General features: G+C 69.9%; 16 protein-coding genes and 1 tRNA gene. 9 read left to right on the top strand and 8 right to left on the bottom strand.

Features of this window, described 5'->3' with window-relative positions; translation table 11 throughout:
• Nucleotides 1-4 precede the first annotated feature (4 nt).
• Both Acy02nite_RS46775 and Acy02nite_RS34175 read right to left on the bottom strand, forming a co-directional pair.
• Nucleotides 5-2,371: a class E sortase gene (locus Acy02nite_RS46775; RefSeq protein ID WP_239175456.1), complete on the bottom strand. Its 2,367-nt coding sequence runs from the start codon at nt 2,369-2,371 to the stop codon at nt 5-7.
• Complete coding sequence (locus Acy02nite_RS34175; protein WP_425548055.1) at nt 2,368-3,177, bottom strand: DUF881 domain-containing protein; 810 nt, start codon at nt 3,175-3,177, stop codon at nt 2,368-2,370. Before Acy02nite_RS34175 ends, Acy02nite_RS46775 begins: the two co-directional genes overlap by 4 nt.
• Before the next feature lie 172 nt (nt 3,178-3,349).
• Between Acy02nite_RS34175 and Acy02nite_RS34170 the strand changes: the two genes are divergently transcribed.
• The 5 genes from Acy02nite_RS34170 to Acy02nite_RS34150 all read left to right on the top strand — a co-directional run bounded on the left by Acy02nite_RS34170 (nt 3,350) and on the right by Acy02nite_RS34150 (nt 9,571).
• Complete coding sequence (locus Acy02nite_RS34170) at nt 3,350-3,613, top strand: cell division protein CrgA (RefSeq protein WP_203750427.1); 264 nt, start codon at nt 3,350-3,352, stop codon at nt 3,611-3,613.
• 176 nt (nt 3,614-3,789) lie between these two features.
• A complete protein-coding gene (locus Acy02nite_RS34165; protein WP_203750425.1) occupies nt 3,790-5,937 on the top strand; it encodes a (Fe-S)-binding protein in 2,148 nt (715 codons plus the stop codon).
• 305 nt (nt 5,938-6,242) lie between these two features.
• On the top strand, nt 6,243-7,580 hold the full coding sequence (locus Acy02nite_RS34160; RefSeq protein WP_203750422.1) for a hemolysin family protein: 1,338 nt from the start codon (nt 6,243-6,245) through the stop codon (nt 7,578-7,580).
• Entirely contained in the window at nt 7,573-8,604 is a 1,032-nt protein-coding gene (locus tag Acy02nite_RS34155; protein ID WP_203750419.1) for a hemolysin family protein, read from the top strand. The genes Acy02nite_RS34160 and Acy02nite_RS34155 overlap by 8 nt, the downstream gene beginning before the upstream one ends.
• 121 nt (nt 8,605-8,725) lie before the next feature.
• Nucleotides 8,726-9,571 (top strand): LamG domain-containing protein, encoded by an 846-nt coding sequence (locus Acy02nite_RS34150; RefSeq protein WP_203750404.1) that lies wholly within the window; start codon nt 8,726-8,728, stop codon nt 9,569-9,571.
• 50 nt (nt 9,572-9,621) lie between these two features.
• Here Acy02nite_RS34150 and Acy02nite_RS34145 read toward each other — a convergent pair whose 3' ends face one another.
• The 3 genes from Acy02nite_RS34145 to Acy02nite_RS34135 all read right to left on the bottom strand — a co-directional run bounded on the left by Acy02nite_RS34145 (nt 9,622) and on the right by Acy02nite_RS34135 (nt 13,644).
• Nucleotides 9,622-12,396: an RHS repeat domain-containing protein gene (locus tag Acy02nite_RS34145; RefSeq protein ID WP_203750401.1), complete on the bottom strand. Its 2,775-nt coding sequence runs from the start codon at nt 12,394-12,396 to the stop codon at nt 9,622-9,624.
• Nucleotides 12,397-12,878: 482 nt separating this feature from the next.
• Nucleotides 12,879-12,952, bottom strand: a tRNA-Gly gene (locus Acy02nite_RS34140).
• Between the two features lie 185 nt (nt 12,953-13,137).
• On the bottom strand, nt 13,138-13,644 hold the full coding sequence (locus Acy02nite_RS34135) for a pyridoxamine 5'-phosphate oxidase family protein (protein ID WP_203750399.1): 507 nt from the start codon (nt 13,642-13,644) through the stop codon (nt 13,138-13,140).
• A gap of 99 nt (nt 13,645-13,743) precedes the next feature.
• Between Acy02nite_RS34135 and dcd the strand changes: the two genes are divergently transcribed.
• The gene (dcd, locus tag Acy02nite_RS34130) at nt 13,744-14,322 is read left to right on the top strand and encodes a dCTP deaminase (RefSeq protein ID WP_203750397.1); all 579 of its coding nucleotides are present in this window, start codon (nt 13,744-13,746) and stop codon (nt 14,320-14,322) included.
• 78 nt (nt 14,323-14,400) lie between these two features.
• Here the strand turns inward: dcd and Acy02nite_RS34125 are convergent, their stop codons facing one another.
• A complete protein-coding gene (locus tag Acy02nite_RS34125) occupies nt 14,401-14,874 on the bottom strand; it encodes a YcxB family protein (RefSeq protein WP_203750395.1) in 474 nt (157 codons plus the stop codon).
• A gap of 138 nt (nt 14,875-15,012) precedes the next feature.
• Between Acy02nite_RS34125 and Acy02nite_RS34120 the strand changes: the two genes are divergently transcribed.
• Nucleotides 15,013-15,291, top strand: coding sequence for a YciI family protein (locus tag Acy02nite_RS34120; protein ID WP_203750526.1), 279 nt, complete (start codon nt 15,013-15,015; stop codon nt 15,289-15,291).
• Between the two features lie 12 nt (nt 15,292-15,303).
• Here the strand turns inward: Acy02nite_RS34120 and Acy02nite_RS34115 are convergent, their stop codons facing one another.
• On the bottom strand, nt 15,304-15,843 hold the full coding sequence (locus tag Acy02nite_RS34115; RefSeq protein WP_203750393.1) for a phosphoribosyltransferase: 540 nt from the start codon (nt 15,841-15,843) through the stop codon (nt 15,304-15,306).
• Between the two features lie 124 nt (nt 15,844-15,967).
• Here Acy02nite_RS34115 and Acy02nite_RS34110 point away from each other — a divergent pair, with 124 nt between their 5' ends.
• Nucleotides 15,968-17,095, top strand: coding sequence for a PP2C family protein-serine/threonine phosphatase (locus tag Acy02nite_RS34110; RefSeq protein ID WP_203750391.1), 1,128 nt, complete (start codon nt 15,968-15,970; stop codon nt 17,093-17,095).
• A 31-nt stretch (nt 17,096-17,126) separates the two neighbouring features.
• Here the strand turns inward: Acy02nite_RS34110 and Acy02nite_RS34105 are convergent, their stop codons facing one another.
• Complete coding sequence (locus Acy02nite_RS34105; RefSeq protein WP_203750388.1) at nt 17,127-17,282, bottom strand: hypothetical protein; 156 nt, start codon at nt 17,280-17,282, stop codon at nt 17,127-17,129.
• Nucleotides 17,283-17,548: 266 nt separating this feature from the next.
• Between Acy02nite_RS34105 and Acy02nite_RS34100 the strand changes: the two genes are divergently transcribed.
• On the top strand, nt 17,549-19,405 hold the full coding sequence (locus Acy02nite_RS34100; protein ID WP_203750385.1) for an acyl-CoA dehydrogenase: 1,857 nt from the start codon (nt 17,549-17,551) through the stop codon (nt 19,403-19,405).
• The last annotated feature ends 83 nt before the right edge of the window (nt 19,406-19,488 follow it).

Below are 19,488 nucleotides of genomic sequence, written 5' to 3'. Positions count from 1 at the left end.
CCGCTTATGCCTTCAACTTCATCTCGGCCGGCATCCCGGCATCCGCCTTGGACTGGTCCCGTGGCACCGTCTTCACCAGCTCGGCGTGCACGATCAGCCGCTGGTAGTTGTTGAACTTCGGGTTGCACGTGGTCAGCGTGAGCAGTGCCTTCTTCGGGGTGGCGTCCGGCTCGTTGGGCACCGCGGCGACGACCTCGACCTGGTTCGGCTTGACGATCTGCTGGCCGTAGACCTGGTAGACATACCAGGCTGTCCGGGTCTCCACGCCGATCACGTCGCCGGACTTCAACTCGTCGAGCCGCCAGAAGATCTTCTTGATCCGGTGGCCGGCGACCGAGAAGTTGCCGATCTGGCCGGGCTTGGCAGTCTCCGGGTAGTGGCCGGGGGCGTACTTGATGTCCTGCGGGCGGACGCCGTCGACGACCACCCACTCCTTGTCCAGTTTCGGGATGTAGAGCCGGCCGACCAGGTTGTCCCCGGGCGCGGCCGGGCCCTTGGCCGTGGGCGCGGTCGGCGCGACCGTCGGGTCGTTCCACGACTGGTCGAGCTCCTGGGCCAGCTCGTCCTGCCCGTCCTGCACGGCGGCCGAGTTGCCGAACACCTCGTAACCGGCGAACAGCAGCACGATCAGACCGAAAGTGATCATCACCTCGCCGGCGCCGCGGATGCCGGTGCGGACCCGCGACGGGCGGGTGAGCTCGGAGTAGACGCTCTTGTAGCCCTCGCCGGTCTGCTCCGGGCGGAGCTTGACCACTTTCTCGCCGCGCTTCGGCTCCCCCGGCTCGGCCGGGTCGGGCTCGGGCTCGGCGGGGGCCGCCGGGATGCCGGCCACCGACGCGGCGCCGACCACGGATTCCGGGCCGGCCGCCTCACGGGCGGCCTGGGCCGCGGTGCCGGGCGGCAGCACGGTCAGCTTGCCGGGCAGCGGGGCGCCCGGGGACAGGGTGGGCAGCTTGCCGGTGGGGGCGTCGATGGCGCGGATGATCTGGGTGTCCGACGGGTTCGGATTGACCCCGGCCGGGGGCTGGGCGGGCTCCGGCGGCTCGTTGCTCATCCAGCGGGTGTTGGCCGTGCCCATCTGCAGCTTCGGACGCGCCGGGACCGCCGGAGTGGCGGAGGCGGCCGTCGTGGCCGGGGTGCCACCGGAGGGTGACCAGGGTGCCGGGGTGGCGGTTTGCGGCGCCTGGGAGGCGTTCCAGGCGGTTTGCGGGGTGGTCCCGCCGGCGCCCGGCCGGTTCGTGGTCGCCTCCGGGCGGACGGCCTCGAGGTGCCCGGTGGCATCCGGATCCCACGACGCGGCGGCGACCGGCTCGGCGTGGCGACTGGCCACCGGGGTGGTCTGGCGGGTCGGCTCCGTGCCCCAGCCGGGGGTGAGCGGGCTGCTCGGCTTGACGGTGTCGGCATTCCAGCCGGGCACGGCGGATGCCGGCGAGCTGTAAGCCGGGCTGCTCGGAACGGCCGCGCTGCTCGGAAGGGCCGGGTTGCTCGGAACGACCGGACTGCTCTGAACGGTGGGGCCGTTGAGAACGGCTGGGGTGCTCTGACCAGCTGGACCGCTGGGAACAGCCGGAGCGCTCGGCGTGGACACGGACGGCACCGGCGAGCTGTAGGCCGGGCCGCTCGGCGAGGACATGGCCGGGGCCGGGACGCTGTATGCCGGGCTGCTGGGCATGGTCGCGCTGCTGGGCATGGCGATGGACGGAGCCGGGCTGTGCTGGCGCGTGGGCTCGGTGTTCCAGCTCGGGCCGCTCGGCATGGGGGCGCCGCCGGACGATGTGGCGGCGACCGGCGCCGGGGTGGCCGGCTCGGCCTGACGGGCGGCGGGCAGGACACCGGGGCTGAGAATCTGCTGGGTGTCGGCGACGTGCGGGGAGGTCTCAGACCGTACCGTAAACGGCATTTCGGTCTTCTTCTCCACGGCGTGACCGAAAGCGTCGAAGCTTGCCGGAGCCGGCTGGGTGGCAGACGGCATGGCTCGGCGGCGGGCGGCTTCCGCGGCGGCGCTGACCTCGTCGAGACCCGGACCGGCCTGCACGCCCGGCATCCCCTGCCGGGCGGCCTCGCCGGTCTGGTGGACGGTGTTGCCAGCCTGGTGGACGGCGCTGCCGGTCTGGTGGACGGCGCTGCCGGCCGCGGGCGGCTCCGGCGCGTCGGTCGGTGCCCAGGTCGGTGGTGAACCCGCCGGGCGGGGACTCACATTCGCCCCGAGGCCGACCGGCGGCGTCAGGGGGCCACCGGGCACGCCGTCGGGGGAGGCGTCGCTCGCGCGCGGAATGTAGGCGGTGTGGGCCTCGGCGTCGGGAGCCCGGTGCCGTCCCCGGCCGCCCGTGCTGCCGGTGTTGCCCGGGAGCTCCGCCGGCGTGCTCGTCACGGGGCCGCCTGCGCTGATCGGAGGTCGGTCGAGCCGTCGTACGCCCGCACTGTCACGTCCTTTTCCATCTTCTCCGTGTAACCGAGACCGAAGTCGGTGACGGCCTCTCGGAACTGTTTGACTCCTTCTGCGGACTCCAACGCTTCATGCATCGCTGTGGGTTCGCCGATTGCGGTGATCTTGAAGGGCGGGGAGAAAACCTGACCGTGAAGGAGCAGCGTGTTGCCGACACAGCGTACCGCGCTGGTGCTGATCACACGTACATCCATGATCGTCATGGCCTCTGCTCCACCGGCCCACATCGCGTTCACGACAGCCTGGACATCGCCCTGGTGAACGACCAGATCGTCGTTGGCCGGGGCGTTGTCGCCGAAGTCCGAATCGCGCCGCGGGGAGTCGTTCAGAGTGACCGTCAGGCCGGGGCCGTGCAGGGCGGTGTAACCCGCCGGTTCACGAATGGCGTCGGCTTGCTCACGTGCCGTCGCGACCGGGCTGTCGACCTGGGCCAGGCGGGCCGCCGCGCGATCGACCTCGGCCCGCAGCGCCGCCTCGCGCTTCTCACTGTCCGTGAGGCGCTCGCGCTTGTCCGCGATCAGCTGGGCCAGCTGAGGCCGGCGGTCGTCGCGCAACGCCGTGCCGTCGGCGGTCGTCGCCGAGGTGGTGAAGAGCAGACCGGCGGCGAGGGCGATCAGCGGGACACCGACCGACCAGATGGTCCGCCGGCCGCCGCGGCGGGGCCGCAGACCACCGGCCGCACGGCGTAACGCCAAGCGCCAGGAGGCCCCGTCCTCACTCTGCAAAGCCATCTCAGCCTCCCTCGGGAACCGATGCCGGGCATTTTCTCGCCCCGGCGGGTGCCTGTCCGCGTGCTGTCTTGATTACGCTAGCGGGCGAACAGTATTCGCCACGGGCAGCATTCCGGGTCCCGGAGCCGCTCACCGGTGGTTGTTCACCACTTGTTGCCCACAGGAGAGCACCGTGCCCAAGTCGCAGGTTCGCAAGAAGAAGGTCTACACCCCGCCGTCGGACATTCGTCCCGCGGTCACGGCGGCGTCCAAGAAACCGAGCCCCGTCTGGCTGCCCGCACTCGCGGTCATCCTGATCGTGGTCGGTATCGCCTGGCTGGTGATCTACTACCTGTCCTCGCAGCAGTGGCCGGTCGAGTCCTGGCGGTACTGGAACCTCGCGGTCGGCTTCGGCTGCATGGTCGCGTCGCTGGGCATCCTCTCGCGCTGGCGCTGAGGGCCGCACGCCGCTCGCCGCGGTCCGTGTGAACTTCGTCCAAACCAGGCGCACCCCCGCGTGGCGTGGGGTGCGCTTTCGGCTGAGGGGCCGTAAGTCATTGACCTGCGGCCCGCACCGGCCTATTACTCATGGGTAACATAGGCTGGCGCCCAGCCGACCGAGGAGGCACACACATGGGCTACGCGCAGATCATCGCCACCGTCTTGTCGGTGGCGGTCACGGTGGTGGCCGTCGCCCTGGCGGTGCGTGCCGTTCTCACCATCACCAAGGTGATCCGATCGGGCCAGCCCGCGCCGGAGCGGTTCACCGACTCGGGCACCCGGACCAAGACCCTGCTCAAGGAGTCGGTCGGGCACACACGGATGCTGAAGTGGTCCGCCATCGGTGCGGCCCACTGGTTCGTGATGTTCTCGTTCGTCATCCTGTCGTCGCTGGTCCTCGAGGCGTACTGGGAGGTGGTGACGCCGAAGGGCGAGCTGCCGATCATCGGCCACTGGACGATCTTCGGCTTCGTCACCGAGTGGTTCGGGATCCTGGGCACGGTCGGGATCCTGTACCTGATCTACCGCCGCCAGCGGGACAAGCCGGGCAGTAAGAAGCGCAGCCGGTTCCTGGGCTCGACGATGTGGCAGGGCTACTTCGTCGAGGCGATCATCGTCGGCGTGCTGGTCTGCGGGTTCCTGATCCGCGGCTTCAAGGTCGCCAACGACCACTTCCCGTACCCGGTCTGGGCCGCCCCGCTGTCGCATGCCATCGGCAACGTGCTGCCCGCCTGGGAAGACGGGGCCACCTGGGTCGCCCTGGTCAAGCTGCTCATCTCGATGGGCTGGCTGATCACCATCTCGCTGAACCCGACGATGGGCGTGGCCTGGCACCGCTTCCTGGCGTTCTTCAACATCTACTTCAAGCGCAGCCCGGAGAAGCCGGCCGGTTCGGGCCTGGGCGCGCTCAAGCCGATGATGAGCGACGGCAAGCCGCTCGACTTCGAGGAGGCCGACCCGGAGAAGGACCTGTTCGGGGTCTCCCAGGTCGAGCAGTTCACGTGGAAGGGCCTGCTGGACTTCTCCACGTGCACGGAGTGCGGCCGGTGCCAGTCGCAGTGCCCGGCGTGGAACACCGCGAAGCCACTCTCGCCGAAGCTGCTCGTGCTGTCGCTGCGCGATCACGCGTACGCCAAGGCGCCCTATCTTCTCGCCGGTGGCGGGAAGGATCTGACCGGCGAGGAGAAGGCCACCGAGGCGCAGCTCGCCCACCTGGACGTCCTCTCGCTGGCCGAGGGCAACCGGCCGCTGATCGGGGGCGTCGACGAGGGCGGCGTCATCGACCCGGACGTGCTCTGGTCCTGCACCACCTGCGGCGCGTGCGTCGAGCAGTGCCCGGTCGACATCGAGCACATCGACCACATCGTCGACATGCGTCGTTACCAGGTGCTGATCGAGTCGAGCTTCCCGTCCGAGGCCGGCGTCATGCTGCGCAACCTGGAGAACAAGGGCAACCCGTGGGGCGCCCCGCAGAACACCCGTGAGGACTGGACCAAGGGCCTGGACTTCGAGGTGCCGCGGGTCGGCGAGGTCGAGGACTTCGACTACCTGTTCTGGGTCGGCTGCGCCGGCGCGTTCGAGGACCGGGCGAAGAAGACCACCCGCGCGGTGGCGACGCTGCTGCACGAGGCCGGCGTCAACTACGCGATCCTGGGCGAGGGTGAGACCTGCACCGGCGACCCGGCGCGGCGTATCGGCAACGAGTTCATCTTCCAGATGCTCGCCCAGCAGAACGTCGAGACGCTGAACGAGGCGTTCGGCGACAAGAAGGTCAAGCGGATCGTCGCGACCTGCCCGCACTGCTTCAACACCCTGGGCAACGAGTACGAGCAGCTCGGTCTCGAGGTCGAGGTCGTGCACCACACGCAGCTGCTCGCGCACCTGGTCAAGGAAGGCAAGCTCACCCCGGTCCAGCCGATCGAGGGCGACGTCACCTACCACGACCCGTGCTACCTGGGCCGGCACAACCGGGTGTTCGACGCGCCCCGTGAGGTGCTCGGCGAAGCGGCCAACCTCGTCGAGATGCCGCGCAACCAGGAACGTTCCTTCTGCTGCGGTGCCGGTGGCGCCCGGATGTGGATGGAGGAGCGGATCGGCAAGCGGATCAACGTCGAGCGCACCGAGGAGGCCCTGGCCACCGGCGCCAAGACGATCGCGGTGGGCTGCCCGTTCTGCTACACGATGATCGGCGACGGGGTCACCGGCAAGGGCAAGCAGGAAGAGGTCGAGGTCGTCGACGTCGCCACGGTTCTGCTGCGCTCGCTGAAGCAGGACGCCTAGAAGTTGGTCGTGCACCGAACGGCCGGCCTCTCCGCTACAGGAGGCCGGCCGTTCGGCGTCTCTGGCCGCTCACGAACTGACCGCGGCGGCTGTGCTCGCGGCGACCGCGATCCGCTCGCCGGCACCGGCTCCAGCCCGTGATCAATCCGGGCTGTTGCCGATGACCCCGCGGCCGAGCTCGTCGTGGGCCACGAGCCTGAACTCTTCGAGAAGGTTCATAAAGCGACGGTAAAGGTGCTTGTCACCACCACGGTTGGTACCGGATGGTCCCGGTCCGGCAGAATGAGGGCCGAGGTGAAGCGATCATGGACGGCCTGCTCCTGACCGCGGTGCTCCCGTTGGCGGCTTTCGCGCTGCTGACGGCGGGCAACGCGTTTTTCGTGGCCGCCGAGTTCGGCCTGGTCACCGTCGACCGGGCGGAGATCGACCAGCGCGCCGAGGCGGGCGACCGCCGCGCCGGGACGGTCCGTGCCGCGCTGCACGAGCTCTCCTTCCAGCTCTCCGGCGCCCAGCTCGGCATCACTCTTACCGCTCTGCTCACCGGTTACCTGGCCGAGCCGGCGCTGTCCCGGCTGATCACCCCGGTGGTCGAGCCGGTGGCCGGGCCCGCGAGCGAGACGATCACCCACATCCTGGCGCTGGTCGTGGCGACCCTGGTGTCGATGCTCTTCGGCGAGCTGGTGCCGAAGAACGCGGCGCTCGCCCGGCCGATGGGTCTCGCACTGGCCACGGCGGCCCCGCTGCGCGGCTTCTCCAAGCTCTTCCGGTGGATGATCGCCGCGCTCAACGGGACGGCCAACTGGCTCGTCCGGCGGATCGGCGTCGAGCCGCAGGAGGAGCTGGCCAGCGCCCGCTCGCCGGAGGAGCTCGGCCTGCTGGCCGCGATCAGTGCCCGGGCCGGCGCGCTGCCGGCCGAGACCGCGACGCTGATGCGCCGCACGATCCGGTTCGGCGAGAAACGCGCCGCCAAGGCGATGACGCCCCGGGTCGACGTGGTCGGCCTGAAGACGACGGCCAGCGTCGCCGACCTGATCACGGTGGCCAGGCAGACCGGGCACACCCGATTTCCCGTGTACGAGAGCACGCTCGACGTCGTCACCGGCGTGGCCGGGGTCAACGACGCGCTCGGGGTCCCGCCCGAGCGCCGCGCCGCGACCAAGGTGTCCGTGCTCGCACGGGAGCCGGTGTATGTACCGGAGAGTCTCGGTCTCGACAAGGTCCTGGCCGCTCTGCGGGCTGCGGATGCCGACCTTGCCATCGTCGTCGACGAGTACGGCGGGACCGACGGCGTGGTGACGGTCGAGGACCTGATCGAGGAACTGGTCGGTGAGATCGCCGACGAGTACGACACCGAGCTCGACGAGACCGGCACCGCCGAGCTGACAGCCCCGGGCGGGGAGAAGACGTTCCTGGTCGACGGTCTCCTGCGGGAGGACGAGCTGCTGGAGCAGACCGGACTGCGGCTGCCCGAGGGACCGTACGAGACGCTCGCCGGCTTCCTGCTCGCGCGGCTCGGGCACATCCCGGTCGTCGGCGAGTCCCTGGAGGAAGACGGGTGGGAGTTCACCGTGATGGAGGTCGACCGGCACCGGATCGAGCAGGTCCGGGTCGTGGCCCCGCCGGAGGAGCCGGCCGATGACTAACGTGATCATCACGGTTGTGCTGCTGCTCGGCAACGGCATCTTCGTCGGTGGCGAGTTCGCGCTGATCGCCTCCCGGCGCACGGCGATCGAGCCGCTCGCCGCCACCTCCCGGGCGGCCGGCTGGGCGCTCTCCGCGATGAACCAGATCCCGCTGATGATCGCCGGCGCGCAGCTCGGAATCACGATCTGCTCGCTGGCGCTCGGCGCGATCGCCGAGCCCGCCCTCGCCCACCTGATGGAAGGGCCGTTCCACGCGGCCGGCCTGCCCGAGCGGGCGGTGCACCCGGTCGCGTTCGTGCTGGCCCTGGTGGTCGTGGTCTTCCTGCACACGGTCATCGGCGAGATGGTCCCGAAGAACATCACGCTGGCCGGACCGGAACGCTCCGCGCTCATCCTCGGGCCGTTCATGCTGGCTTTCTGTACGGCGACCAAGCCGCTGCTGGTGGCGATGCGCTGGGCGTCGCGGACGGTGCTGCGGCTGTGGAAGATCGAGGCGACCGACGCGGTCAAGACGGTCTTCACCGCCGAGGAGCTCGCCGGGATGGTCACGCAGGCGCGCAGCGAGGGCCTGCTCGGCTCGGAGCAGTATGCGCGGATCCACGCCGCCCTCGGGCTGAACAGCCGCACCGCGGCGGACACGCTGCTGCCCTGGGCGCGGGTCACGACCGTGGCGGCGGACGTCTCGCCGGCGACGCTGGAGACGGTGGCCACCCGGAGTGGGCGGTCCCGGTTCCCGGTGGTGCAGCGGGACACCCGGCGGGTGCTGGGCTTCGTGCACGTCAAGGATGTTCTCGGCATTCCCGGGGCGCAGCGGCGGCTGCCGATTCCGGTGGACGTGATCCGGCCGCTCGCCGTGGTGACGCCGGAACGCAGCCTGGCCGACCTGCTGCTGACCATGCGGCGGGACCGGCTGCACATCGTGCTGGTCAGCGACGGCCGGCGGCCGCTGGGAGTGATCACGCTGGACGACGTGCTGCACGCGGTGATCGGGGAGCCCGCACATGCGACGGCGCAGGCCCGCTGATTTGTGAGTGGCCACGTTCGGGGCTTTCAAGTTCAGCGGTTCGGGCGAACACGTACGAGTGGTCCCGCGTCTGTCCGGAGTTTCGGCACGAGAGCCAAGCGACAATGCGGACAATAGCCCCATGCTTCACTCCCGGCGGCGTGCCGTTCCGATCGGCGCCCTGTCAGCGATCCTCGTACTGGGCAGCCTGTTCCTTCTGACCCCCCGACCCGTCAGCACACCCGCGGAAGCCCAACCCCTGCCGTCCGCGGCCGGCGGAGTGCTCACCAACTCGGCCCCCTTCCCGGCGCCCGCCGACCTGCGCCGCGCGAAGACCGCCACCGTCCCGGTGACCCTCCGGTACGACTTCGACGGCGGGGTGGGCAAACCGATCGCGGACACCAGCGGGCAGCACGAACTGCGGCCGCTCGGGCAGAACGGGGGGACGCTCCGGCTCGTACCGGGCGGAACGGGTCTCGCCGTCGACTACCCGGACCGGTGCAACCTGCCGAAGGAGAAAGACTGCCCACGGGCCATCCTGGAAGGCCGGCGGGACGACACCCTCAACCCGGGGCGGCGGCCGCTGCGGTACGGGGCGTCGGTGCTGATGACCCACGCCGACCTGGCCGACGGGGCGAACGTGTTGCAGAAGGGCTACTCCGTCGGCGGCGTCAGCCAGTTCAAGCTGCAGGTCGACCATCGGCAGGGGCATCCGAGCTGCGTGATCGCGGGGAACCGGGCCCGGATCTACCGCGCCGAGCCGCAGATCGACGTGGCCGACGGGCAGTGGCACAACCTCGAGTGCAACCGCACCGCGGAGAAGCTGACACTGCTGGTCGACGGCACGCCGCACGCCTCGGTGACGATCCCGCCCACGCTGTCCATCGCCAACGTGGAGCCGCTCCGGATCGGCGGCAAGGGCCCGGGCCTGGGCAACGACCAGTTCGCCGGCGAGATCGACAACGTCTTCCTCGACATCGGCGCATAGGTGCGCCGGCCGGGCGACGGGAGCCGTCCCGCCGCCCGGCCCAGCTCCGACTAACGCTTGACGACGACCGTCTTGCCGGCCGATCGACCGTCCACGTATCCGATCTTGCGCGCGATCACGGTCACGGTGAGCTTCTTGCCGCCCATCGACCTGGTCAGCTTCAGCGTCGTCCCGGTGTCGACCAGCTTGCCGTTGATCCGCCACTCGTAGCGGTACGAGTTGGGCTTCGGTGACCAGGCGCCGGCCGAGACCCGCACCTGGCGGCCGGCCTTCGCGGTACCGGTGATCTTCGGTCGGGTGGTGGCCCGCGGTGCCTTGCCCTTGGCGACCGCGGTGGTGGCGGCCGAGGTCGTCGTCCCGGACGGGTGGCCGCCCCGGGTCGCGGTCACCGTCACGGACAGGCGCTTGCCGAGCAAAGCACTGGTCACCGGCAGGGAGGCGCCGGCCGCACCCCTGATCGTGACGCCGTTCGCGGTCCACCGGTAGGCATACCCGGCCGGCTGCGGGGTCCAGGCGCCGACCGTGGCACGCAGCGTGTTGCCGACCGCGACGGTGCCGCTGATCGTCGGCGTCCTGGTCGCCTTGAGCGCCGGCAACACGACCTGCGGCGGCGTGCCACCGGAGAGGGACAGAGCCGGGCCCTGCCCGTCGGCCGGCTGCGCGGTCAGGGTCCAGCCGGCCACGTCGGTCTCGGTCCAGCTCGCGGTGAGCTGACCGCGCGCCTCGGAGCCGGTCAGCGTGCGGATCGTGGCGCCGGCCGCATTGTGCAGTGTGAGCTGCCAGGAGCCGGCGGGCTTGGAGAGCCACCAGGTCGCCTGGCCGGTGCCCGTCACCGAGTCGATCGCGGTCAGCGCGCTGGCCGGCACGCCGGTGTCCAGCACGTGCACCCGTTCGGTGGCGTCGGCATAAGCCACCCCGCCGCCGAACCGGTCGACGGTCCAGTCGTAGCCGGCCCGGGTGCCCGAGCCCAGCTGCGTGGCCGGCACCAGGGTGCGCTCGGTCCGGTCGACCAGGTTGACCAGCTCGAGGCCGTCGGCATCGGTCGACTGCACCAGGTAGCCGTCGCCGAGCAGAACGTCGCGGTCCGGCGCGGGCGTCACACTCTTGGTCACCCGGTCGTAGACGCCGCCGTGGTAGGAGCAGGAGTAGTAGACGAACCGGCCGACCGCTTGCAGGCCCTCCGGGGTGCAGTTGCCGCCGGTGGTGAAGCCCTCGCCGGTGCTCGACGACACCTGCCCGTTCTCGGCGCCGTTCCAGACCGTCGTGCCCCAGACCGCGGTGGCCACCGAGTTCTGCCGGGTCGACCTGGCGGCAGAGACGCCGGGGAACTCCACGACGTACGGCGATCCGCCGGTCCCGGAACGGACCACGCCCCACCGGCCGGAGAGATCGGTGAGCCACGGGCTGGACAGCTTGGTGGCCACGCTCGGACCCTGCGTGGCGGCGCTCCCGTTCGCCAGCAGCATGGTCAGGGCGGAGTAGTAGGTGGCGTTCTGCCGGCCGTGGAAGCCGGTGCCGTCGGCGTACATCCGGACGCAGCGCGGTCCGTCGCTCGTGCTGCAGAACCCGTCCGAGCCGGTGACGTAGCCGTCCACGCTGGACTTGACGATCTCCCGGCCCGCGCCGGTGGACAGCCAGGTGCTCTGGTAGGTGCCGTACTGGTCGCCGGGGTGGAAATACGTCCCACTGGTGGCCCTGGTCAGGATGCCGCTGCCCAGCGACAGGCCGTAGACCCGGGCCGGGGCCGGCGCGATCGGGGCGACCCGGGTCCTGGTCACGGTGCCGTCCGCGGCCTGAGCGACGCGGTAGAAGCCCCAGTCGAGGTCACCCTCGGCCAGGTACTTCGCGGCGCCGGCCACCAGCACCGATCCGTCCGGCAGTTGGGTCAGCTCACCGGCGGCCGGGTTCATCACCAGGCTCATCGACGCGTGCGGTTTGTCGACCGGAAGCGCCCACAGCTCGCGGCCGCGGTGGTCGCCGCTGCTGGCGTGGGCCGGCTCGACGGCGAGCAGCGTCGACCCGGTCAGCCCGAGCACGTTGTTGTAGACCGCCATGGAGCCGTTGTCCACGGTCCGGGGCGTGGCGGACAGGTCCGATCGGTCGTAGACGTCAACCGAGTACCGGCCGGTGCGCAGGCGCAGCAGAGACACCGGGGTCAGCCGGAACCCGGACACGTCCGAGTCGTCGTCCGAGCCGTCCCACCGGTCCGGCAGGCCGGAAGCCGTAGCGGCGGCGATCTTGACGATGCTGAAGTGCGTCGCGCCGGCGGACCGGTACCGCAAGATCATGTCGGTGGCGTCGCCGTCCTCGACGGAGAAGTCGGCGGCCCCGTCGGGCAGCCCGGCCACCACCCGGTCGGCGCCGTCCGTCAGCAGGTGCCAGGCCCCGCCGGCGTCGTTGGTCACCACCGTCTCGCCGAACACCCGCTGGTACTGCTGACCGGCCGGGATCTCGACGGTCCGCGTCTGCCCGCCGGTGGTCAGCGTGACGTGCGGCGCCGGCTCGGCGTAGTACAGCGCGATCGTGTCGGTGTGCGTGTCCGCCACCTGGAACGACTGGAACGAACGCTGCAGAAAGCGGAAGTATCCGTCGTACGGGTCATATTCCACCGTCGCGGACAGTCGCTGCGGGAGCTCGGTGGTGGTCCCGCTCGCATACTCGGTCCACAGGAGCCGATCGTCGCCCTCCTGGATCCACAGGAAACCGGTCTGACCGGCGTTCAAGACCTGCGTGGCGCGCGGAACCGCCCGCGCCGCCGCCGGCACCACCACCTCGCCGACGGCTGACGGCTCGGCCGCCAGCGCCACGTCGCTCAACGTTCCCACGCCGAGTGACGCTGCCAGCACTATGACGCCGGCCGCGGCCCCCGTCGCCCGCAACCCTTGCCGAACCTGATGCCTGCCCACCGCGGCCCTCCCCGTAGGAGCAGCCGCCGGCCCATCAGGTAACGACGTTACTGCCCCGTCCCCACGAAATTCCGCTGAATGTACCACCGGATCGATCTCCGTGACCGCCCTGAAACGGGACGTTGAAGGCGGCGAGACCTGACCGCGGCGTGCCCTCCGACGCCATAAAAGGCCAGATCAGAACCTCCGAGAGGCAGAGCCGATGGGAAAGCCGCACCACGGCACTGCGGCATCCCGGCAATGCGGTCCGGCGCAAGCCGAGCCCGCGCATGGCGAAGCGGGCCAGTAGAGGCGAGAAGCTAGTCTCTGAGGCGAGCCAATGACCCGTCGGCGCGTTGAAAGTGCTGTAGAACCACGGAAGCCCTGGCCGGACCATCGGTCCTGACCAGGGCTTTCGCATGTGGAGCGGGTGACGGGAATCGAACCCGCGCTGTCAGCTTGGGAAGCTGATGTTCTACCATTGAACTACACCCGCAAGCGGCCTTACTGTACCTGATTATCCGACTCCATGGCGAAGGCACCCCACGATCTCGGGCCCGCCAACGATCCGGGCCCGGCGAACCTTCCCCAAGAGCGGCGCGCTCAGGAGTTGCGGCACCCCGTCCCGGATCATGCGGTGCGGAGCGCTCCGCAGTCAGGCCGCCTTGGTGCAATCACGGGTCAGCTGACCATGGCCAGGGTCCGGGGTAACTTGCGCGGGGCGCGCCAACTCTGCGAGATCGGCATCGGCAGCGGCGTGACCGCGAGCGGCAGCGCCCCGGCCGGGCCGTGGTGGCGCAGCGTCGCGGACTCGACCGAGAGCTCGAACAACTGCCAATCCACCTCCGGTGAGGCGCGCAGCGCGTCGGCGATGCCGGCGACGACCCGCGGGTCCCGGACCGGGAACGCCTGGCCGGTCAGGTAGGCCTCGTCGTCGCTCTCCTCCGGCGGGTAGGAGTGCAACGCGTAGCGCGGGTCACGTTCCAGGTCGCGGCGCTTCGGCGAGTTGACCAGGAAGCAGTAGAGCCCACTGCCGGAGAAGACCGGTGAGATGGGGTGCACTCGCGGGCCGCCGTCGGGGCGGACCGTGGCGAGGTAGCCCATGCCGGGACCGTACTGCTGGAGAAGCGCACGGATGCCGGTGGCGAGCGAGGGCTCGGCAGCGGCGAAATCGGACCAGGAAGCCATGTGTGCAGTCTATCGAACATACGTTCGAGACGGCCACCGAACACACCGATCGGGGGATGTCGTCCGAGCCGCGGAAACGCTCGTCGGTATGGTGTTGCGATGCTGCTCTCCGACCGTGACCTGGTTTCCGAGATCAAGACCGGGTCCCTCTCGCTGGAGCCCTTCGAGCCTTCCCTGATGCAGCCGTCCAGCATCGACGTGCGGCTGGACCGCTTTTTCCGGGTCTTCAACAACCACCTCTACACCCACATCGACCCGGCGGAGCAGCAGGACGAGCTGACCGCGGAGGTCGAGGTCGAGGACGGGCAGCCGTTCGTGCTGCATCCCGGGGAGTTCGTGCTGGCGTCGACGCTCGAGGTGATCACTCTCGGGCACGAGCTGGCGGCGCGGCTGGAGGGCAAGAGCAGCCTGGGCCGTCTGGGCCTGCTCACGCACTCGACGGCCGGTTTCATCGATCCGGGCTTCTCCGGTCACGTCACGCTGGAGCTCTCCAATGTGGCGAACCTGCCGATCAAGCTGTGGCCGGGCATGAAGATCGGGCAATTGTGCATCTTCCGGTTGTCCAGCCCGGCTGAGCATCCGTATGGTTCGGCCGTCTACGGGTCGCGGTACCAGGGCCAGCGCGGTCCGACGGCGAGCCGCTCGGCGTTGAACTTCCGGACGTGGCCGACCCGCTAGGGCCGTCTCATCCGAGCTCGCGCCGGCGCGGAAGCGTCAGCGACCCACTCACAGTGAAAGCCGGAACTCGCGCGGGTGTCAGCGACGCACCCGCAGTCCCTGCGTGAACGCCGCCCCCAGCACCTGCTCCACCTCGGCCGCGGTCAACCCGGTCGTGGGGACCCGCATCCAGCGCCCGCTGCGCATGCCGAACATCAGCTGTCCGGAGAGCGCCTCCACACTGCGGAAGGCCCGCCAGGCGTACGCGTGCCGGCCGACGTCGTCCGATCGGGCCACACCGCCGTCGCTGATCTCGTACGTGGTCACCCGCCCGCCCCTCATCGACCGCCGGGCCGTCCGGTTGAGGAGGACGAGCGGCACCACGAGGGCGAGCAGCGCTCCGCTGATCAGCAGGCCGGGGCGACCCTCGCCGGTCGCTAACTGGATCAACGCGGTGACGAGCAGCAACGCCCATCCGGCGCACCGCGCGACGAGGACGGGAGTCCGCAGCCGCCGTCGCGTCGCGACCGCGATCAGAGCCGGGTCGGGGGCCGCCGTGATCTGGATCTGCACTTCCCGAAGGTAGCCCTTTATCCGGGCAAAACCGTACTAGCCGGACGGCCGAGGATCCCGGCGGAACGCGCAACGGTGTCCCCCGAGCGGATGCGGCAGCCCATCCGCCGGGAGATCTACGATGACCCGGTGTATCTCATGATTTCGACGTACCAGAAGCCGCTCGCCGAGGTCGACCAGGCGCGGGAGGACCACCTCACGTTCGTGGCCGGGCTGGAGGAGCGGGGCCTCTCCGTGACCGCCGGCCGGCAGGACCCGCCGACGGGCGGCATCATCCTGCTGGACGTGGACACCGAGGCCGAGGCGCAGGAGATCATCGCCCAGGATCCGTACGTGGTGCGGGGCCTGGCCACCTACGCCGCGGTCGGCTGGCAGATCAGTCGCGGCGCCCTCGCGGACTACCAGCGGAAATACTGATCACTTAGGACCTCACGGCAGGTCTTCGCCGGTCAGGAGACTGCGGATGGTCAGTTCGGCGGTGACCGCGGGCGGGCATTCGTCGACGATCACCGCGGTCCCCAGGTAACGATCGCCGAGCAGGGTGCGCAGGCCACGTGCCTGTGCGCCGGTCGACGCCCAGTCGTCGACCACGAGCACGCGGTCGTCGGCGGCGAGCAGCTCACGCCGTACGCCCAGATGTTGGATCTCTCCTCGATGATCGGCCGGCACCTCGGCCCAGATCATGGGCTCGGCGATGGCCCGGCGTGCCCCGGCGCGGTAGGCCTCGACGAAGCCGACCCCGAGCGAACGGGCGACCAGGGGCCCGAGCAGGAATCCGGTCACTTCCGGCGACACCACGACAGTGGGACGGTCGTCACGGAAGAAGTCGGCGAGCGCCGGGCCGAGGCCGTCGAGAATTGCCGGATCCCGCCACCAGCCGGACCTGTCGCTGACGAGGTAGTCAGCGGGCGGACCGGGGTTGGTCCAGCGGAAAGCCCGGCGGAGACGGTCACGGAGATCGTCGTTCATCGGAACATCGTGTCATCGCCGCGCCGCCCCGGATGGACCGACCGAATGACCCCGCCACTGACAGGTGGTCAGAACCTCATCGGACAACGGGTCAAGTTGATGCCCGACGTCCCGTGGATCGGGCATGCTGTTCGGCGGAACCATGCCTACCTTCGCGCCGGGCCGCCGCCCGATGAGCCCAGGGAACCGCGCCGGCCTCGGCGCGGCTTTTGTGCTGCTCGTGATGGTGTCCGCGGCGGAGTCCACGGACACCACTTCGGCCGGCTACATCGGCCTGTTCGCGATCGTCCCATTCGCGGCCGCCCTCTTCGCCGCCTGGCAGTACGTGGCCGGGGTGGGGGTCGCCGCCACCCTGATCGGCGCGGGCTTCGTCGGCCAGTCCGGCTCGGCGGGCTCGGGTGCCTTGGTCTACCTGCTCGGCATCATGTCGGCGACCGGCATCGCGGTGGCCGCCGCGACGATGCGGCAACGCCAGACGGAGCGGATCGCCGAGCTGCGGCAGCTCGCCTCGGTGGCTCAGCAGGCCGTGCTGCGGCCGATCGGCCCGCAGGTGGGTTCGCTGGCGATCTCCGGGCGCTACATCTCGGCGACCGCGGCCGCGGACATCGGCGGGGACCTCTACGAGGCGCTGAACACGCAGTACGGGGTTCGCATCATCATCGGTGACGTGCGCGGCAAGGGCCTGGACGCGGTCCGGCTGGCCAGCATCGTCCTGGGTTCCTACCGGCACGTCGCTTACGAGCGTGCCGACCTGAAGGCGATCGTGGCCGACCTGGACCGGGCGGTGGCCCGCAGCGTCGGCGACGAGGACTTCGTGACGGCCGCGCTGGTCGAGGAGCGTGGCGGCACGCTGACCATCGTCAACTGTGGACACCCGGCGCCGCTGCTGCTGCGCCGTGGCCAGGTCATCCCGCTGGAGCCGCCGGCCCCGGCACCACCGCTCGGGTTCGTGCCCGAGGTGAAGGCGCGGGTCGAGCGGCTGGAGCCGGGTGACCGGCTGCTGCTCTTCACCGACGGCCTGGGTGAGGCACGCCGGGAGGGCGAGTTCTTCCCGACCGCCGACCGCGCCTGGCGCCTGCTGGGCCACGGCACGGTCGGCGACGGGCTGGCGTCCCTGGAGACCGCGCTGGTCGACTGGGTGCACGGCCGCCTGGAGGACGACATCGCTCTGGTCCTGCTGGAGTATGCGGGGCCGGACGCGGGCGCGTCGATCCCGGTCCCCAGCTGGGAAGTCGGCGCGGCAGGAAGCTGAGCCGCCGCGGTCTGGGCGCTCCAGCGACGCCCTACGCGGCGGGGCTCTCCTCGGGATCGGCTGGTGCCGGAGCGGTCGGCACCGGGGCCGGCGGGACCTGCTCGGGCTGGCGGTGCCGGCCGACGTAGTTGCGCGGCTGATTCGCCTGGCGCGGCTCCGGAATCAGGCTTTTGATCGTGGCGAACATGTCGTCCCCCTTAAAGCTCGGTCTATCCGGAGCAACGAAACTCGTGGGTACGCGATACGTGGTTCCCGGTTCGAAACGTGCAAATGGCCGAACGGCTGTACCGGTGACCACCCGATCGGAGACGTTTGTGCCTCGATCCGACGGACACCCCCTCCGACCAGGTGGGTTGGTCACAGAATCCTGCCCGGGTTGTCGCGGCCTACCGATCGGTAATACAGTGCTAGTTACTGACGGGTAACTCGCGTTCGGAGAGCGGGCCAATCACCATGACTCACTACCAGAGCAACCTTCGGGACCTCCAGTTCAACCTGTTCGAGGTCTTCGGGGCGGACAAGGCGTTCGGTCAGGCACCGTTCGACGAGATCGACGCGGAGACTGCACGCGACGTGCTCGCCGAGGTGAACCGGTTGGCCCGCGAAGACCTCGCGGCCAGCTACACCGACGCCGACCGGAACCCTCCGGTGTTCGACCCGGCGACGCACACCGCGCCGCTGCCCGAGTCGTTCAAGAAGTCGTACGAGACCTTCATGGCCTCCGAGTTCTGGCGACTCGACCTTCCCGGCTCGCTGGGCGGCACGTTCGCCCCGCGCACCCTGTGGTGGGCGATTGCCGAGCAGATCCTCGGCTCCAACGCCCCGATCTGGATGTACGCGTCCGGTCCGTCCTTCGCCCACGTCGCCCACACCGAGGGCACGCCGGAGCAGCAGGAGTGGGCCAAGCTCTTCGTCGAGAAGCAGTGGGGCTCGACCATGGTGCTGACCGAGCCGGACGCCGGTTCGGACGTCGGCGCCGGCCGCACCCGCGCGATCCCGCAGCCGGACGGCTCGTGGCACATCGAGGGCGTGAAGCGATTCATCACCTCGGGTGAGCACGACCTGAGCGACAACATCATCCACTACGTGCTGGCGCGTCCGGTGGGCGTCGAGGGCCAGGGCGGCCCGGGCACCAAGGGCCTGTCGCTGTTCATCGTGCCGAAGTACCACTTCGACGGTACGACGGGTGAGCTCGGCGAGCGCAACGGCGTCTACGCCACCAACGTCGAGCACAAGATGGGCCTCAAGGTCTCCAACACCTGTGAGATGACCTTCGGCGAGCACGGCACCCCGGCCAAGGGCTGGCTGCTGGGCGACAAGCACGACGGCATCCGGCAGATGTTCATGATCATCGAGTACGCGCGGATGATGGTCGGCACCAAGGCGATCGCCACCCTGTCGACGGGCTACCTGAACGCGCTGGAGTACGCGAAGAACCGCGTCCAGGGCGCCGACCTGGTGCAGAACACCGACAAGGCGGCTCCCCGGGTGACCATCACCCACCACCCGGACGTACGTCGTTCGCTGATGCTCCAGAAGTCGTACTCCGAGGCCCTGCGCGCCCTGGTGATCTACACCGCCTCGTGGCAGGACAAGGTCGCGATCGCGCAGGCCGCCGGCGACGAGAAGGCCGCGAAGATCGCCAGCAAGATCAACGACTTCCTGCTTCCGCTGGTCAAGGGCGTCGGCTCGGAGCGGGCCTACGAGCTGCTCGGCCACGAGTCGCTGCAGACCTTCGGTGGCTCCGGCTTCCTGCAGGACTACCCGCTCGAGCAGTACGTGCGGGACGCGAAGATCGACACCCTGTACGAGGGCACCACCGCGATCCAGAGCCTCGACCTGATCTTCCGCAAGATCGTCAAGGACAACGGCCGGGCGCTCGGCACGATCGCCGGCGAGATCCAGGGCTTCATCGAGAGCGAGGCCGGCAACGGTCAGCTCAAGAACGAGCGGCTGGCGCTGGGCAAGGCCCTCGGCGAGCTGCAGCAGATCCTCGGCGTGACGATGGGCTGGCTGGCCGCGGTGCAGGGCGGCGAGTCCCGTGAGCTGTACAAGATCGGCCTGACCTCCCGCCGGATCCTGCTCGCCCTGGGCGACGTGGTCCTCGCCTGGCTGCTGCTGCGCCAGGCCGAGGTGGCGCTGAACGCGCTGAACGGCGAGGTGTCCGAGGCCGACAAGAAGTTCTACACCGGCAAGGTGGCGGCGGCCCGCTTCTTCACCCGCGAGATCCTGCCGCGGATCGGCTCCGACCGCCGGATCATCGAGAACACCACCCTCGACCTGATGGACCTGGACGAGGACGCGTTCTGACCTGAAGCTTTTCCCACTCTCCTGAAAAGACGTAGGCCGGCGGACAATGGCGTCCGCCGGCCTTCGTTGTCTTCCGATCGTGA

Source organism: Actinoplanes cyaneus (assembly GCF_016862095.1).
Classification (GTDB): Bacteria; Actinomycetota; Actinomycetes; order Mycobacteriales; family Micromonosporaceae; genus Actinoplanes; species Actinoplanes cyaneus.
This window is presented reverse-complemented; position numbering and strand designations above follow the sequence as displayed.

Bases quoted from the DNA above. Each gene is read 5' to 3' on its own strand.
- Acy02nite_RS34175 (WP_425548055.1), bottom strand. From the start codon at position 3,177: ATGGCTTTGCAGAGTGAGGACGGGGCCTCCTGGCGCTTGGCGTTACGC.
- Acy02nite_RS34165 (WP_203750425.1), top strand. From the start codon at position 3,790: ATGGGCTACGCGCAGATCATCGCCACCGTCTTGTCGGTGGCGGTCACG.
- Acy02nite_RS34160 (WP_203750422.1), top strand. From the start codon at position 6,243: ATGGACGGCCTGCTCCTGACCGCGGTGCTCCCGTTGGCGGCTTTCGCG.
- Acy02nite_RS34155 (WP_203750419.1), top strand. From the start codon at position 7,573: ATGACTAACGTGATCATCACGGTTGTGCTGCTGCTCGGCAACGGCATC.
- Acy02nite_RS34150 (WP_203750404.1), top strand. From the start codon at position 8,726: ATGCTTCACTCCCGGCGGCGTGCCGTTCCGATCGGCGCCCTGTCAGCG.
- Acy02nite_RS34135 (WP_203750399.1), bottom strand. From the start codon at position 13,644: ATGGCTTCCTGGTCCGATTTCGCCGCTGCCGAGCCCTCGCTCGCCACC.
- dcd (WP_203750397.1), top strand. From the start codon at position 13,744: ATGCTGCTCTCCGACCGTGACCTGGTTTCCGAGATCAAGACCGGGTCC.
- Acy02nite_RS34120 (WP_203750526.1), top strand. From the start codon at position 15,013: ATGATTTCGACGTACCAGAAGCCGCTCGCCGAGGTCGACCAGGCGCGG.
- Acy02nite_RS34115 (WP_203750393.1), bottom strand. From the start codon at position 15,843: ATGAACGACGATCTCCGTGACCGTCTCCGCCGGGCTTTCCGCTGGACC.
- Acy02nite_RS34110 (WP_203750391.1), top strand. From the start codon at position 15,968: ATGCTGTTCGGCGGAACCATGCCTACCTTCGCGCCGGGCCGCCGCCCG.
- Acy02nite_RS34105 (WP_203750388.1), bottom strand. From the start codon at position 17,282: ATGTTCGCCACGATCAAAAGCCTGATTCCGGAGCCGCGCCAGGCGAAT.
- Acy02nite_RS34100 (WP_203750385.1), top strand. From the start codon at position 17,549: ATGACTCACTACCAGAGCAACCTTCGGGACCTCCAGTTCAACCTGTTC.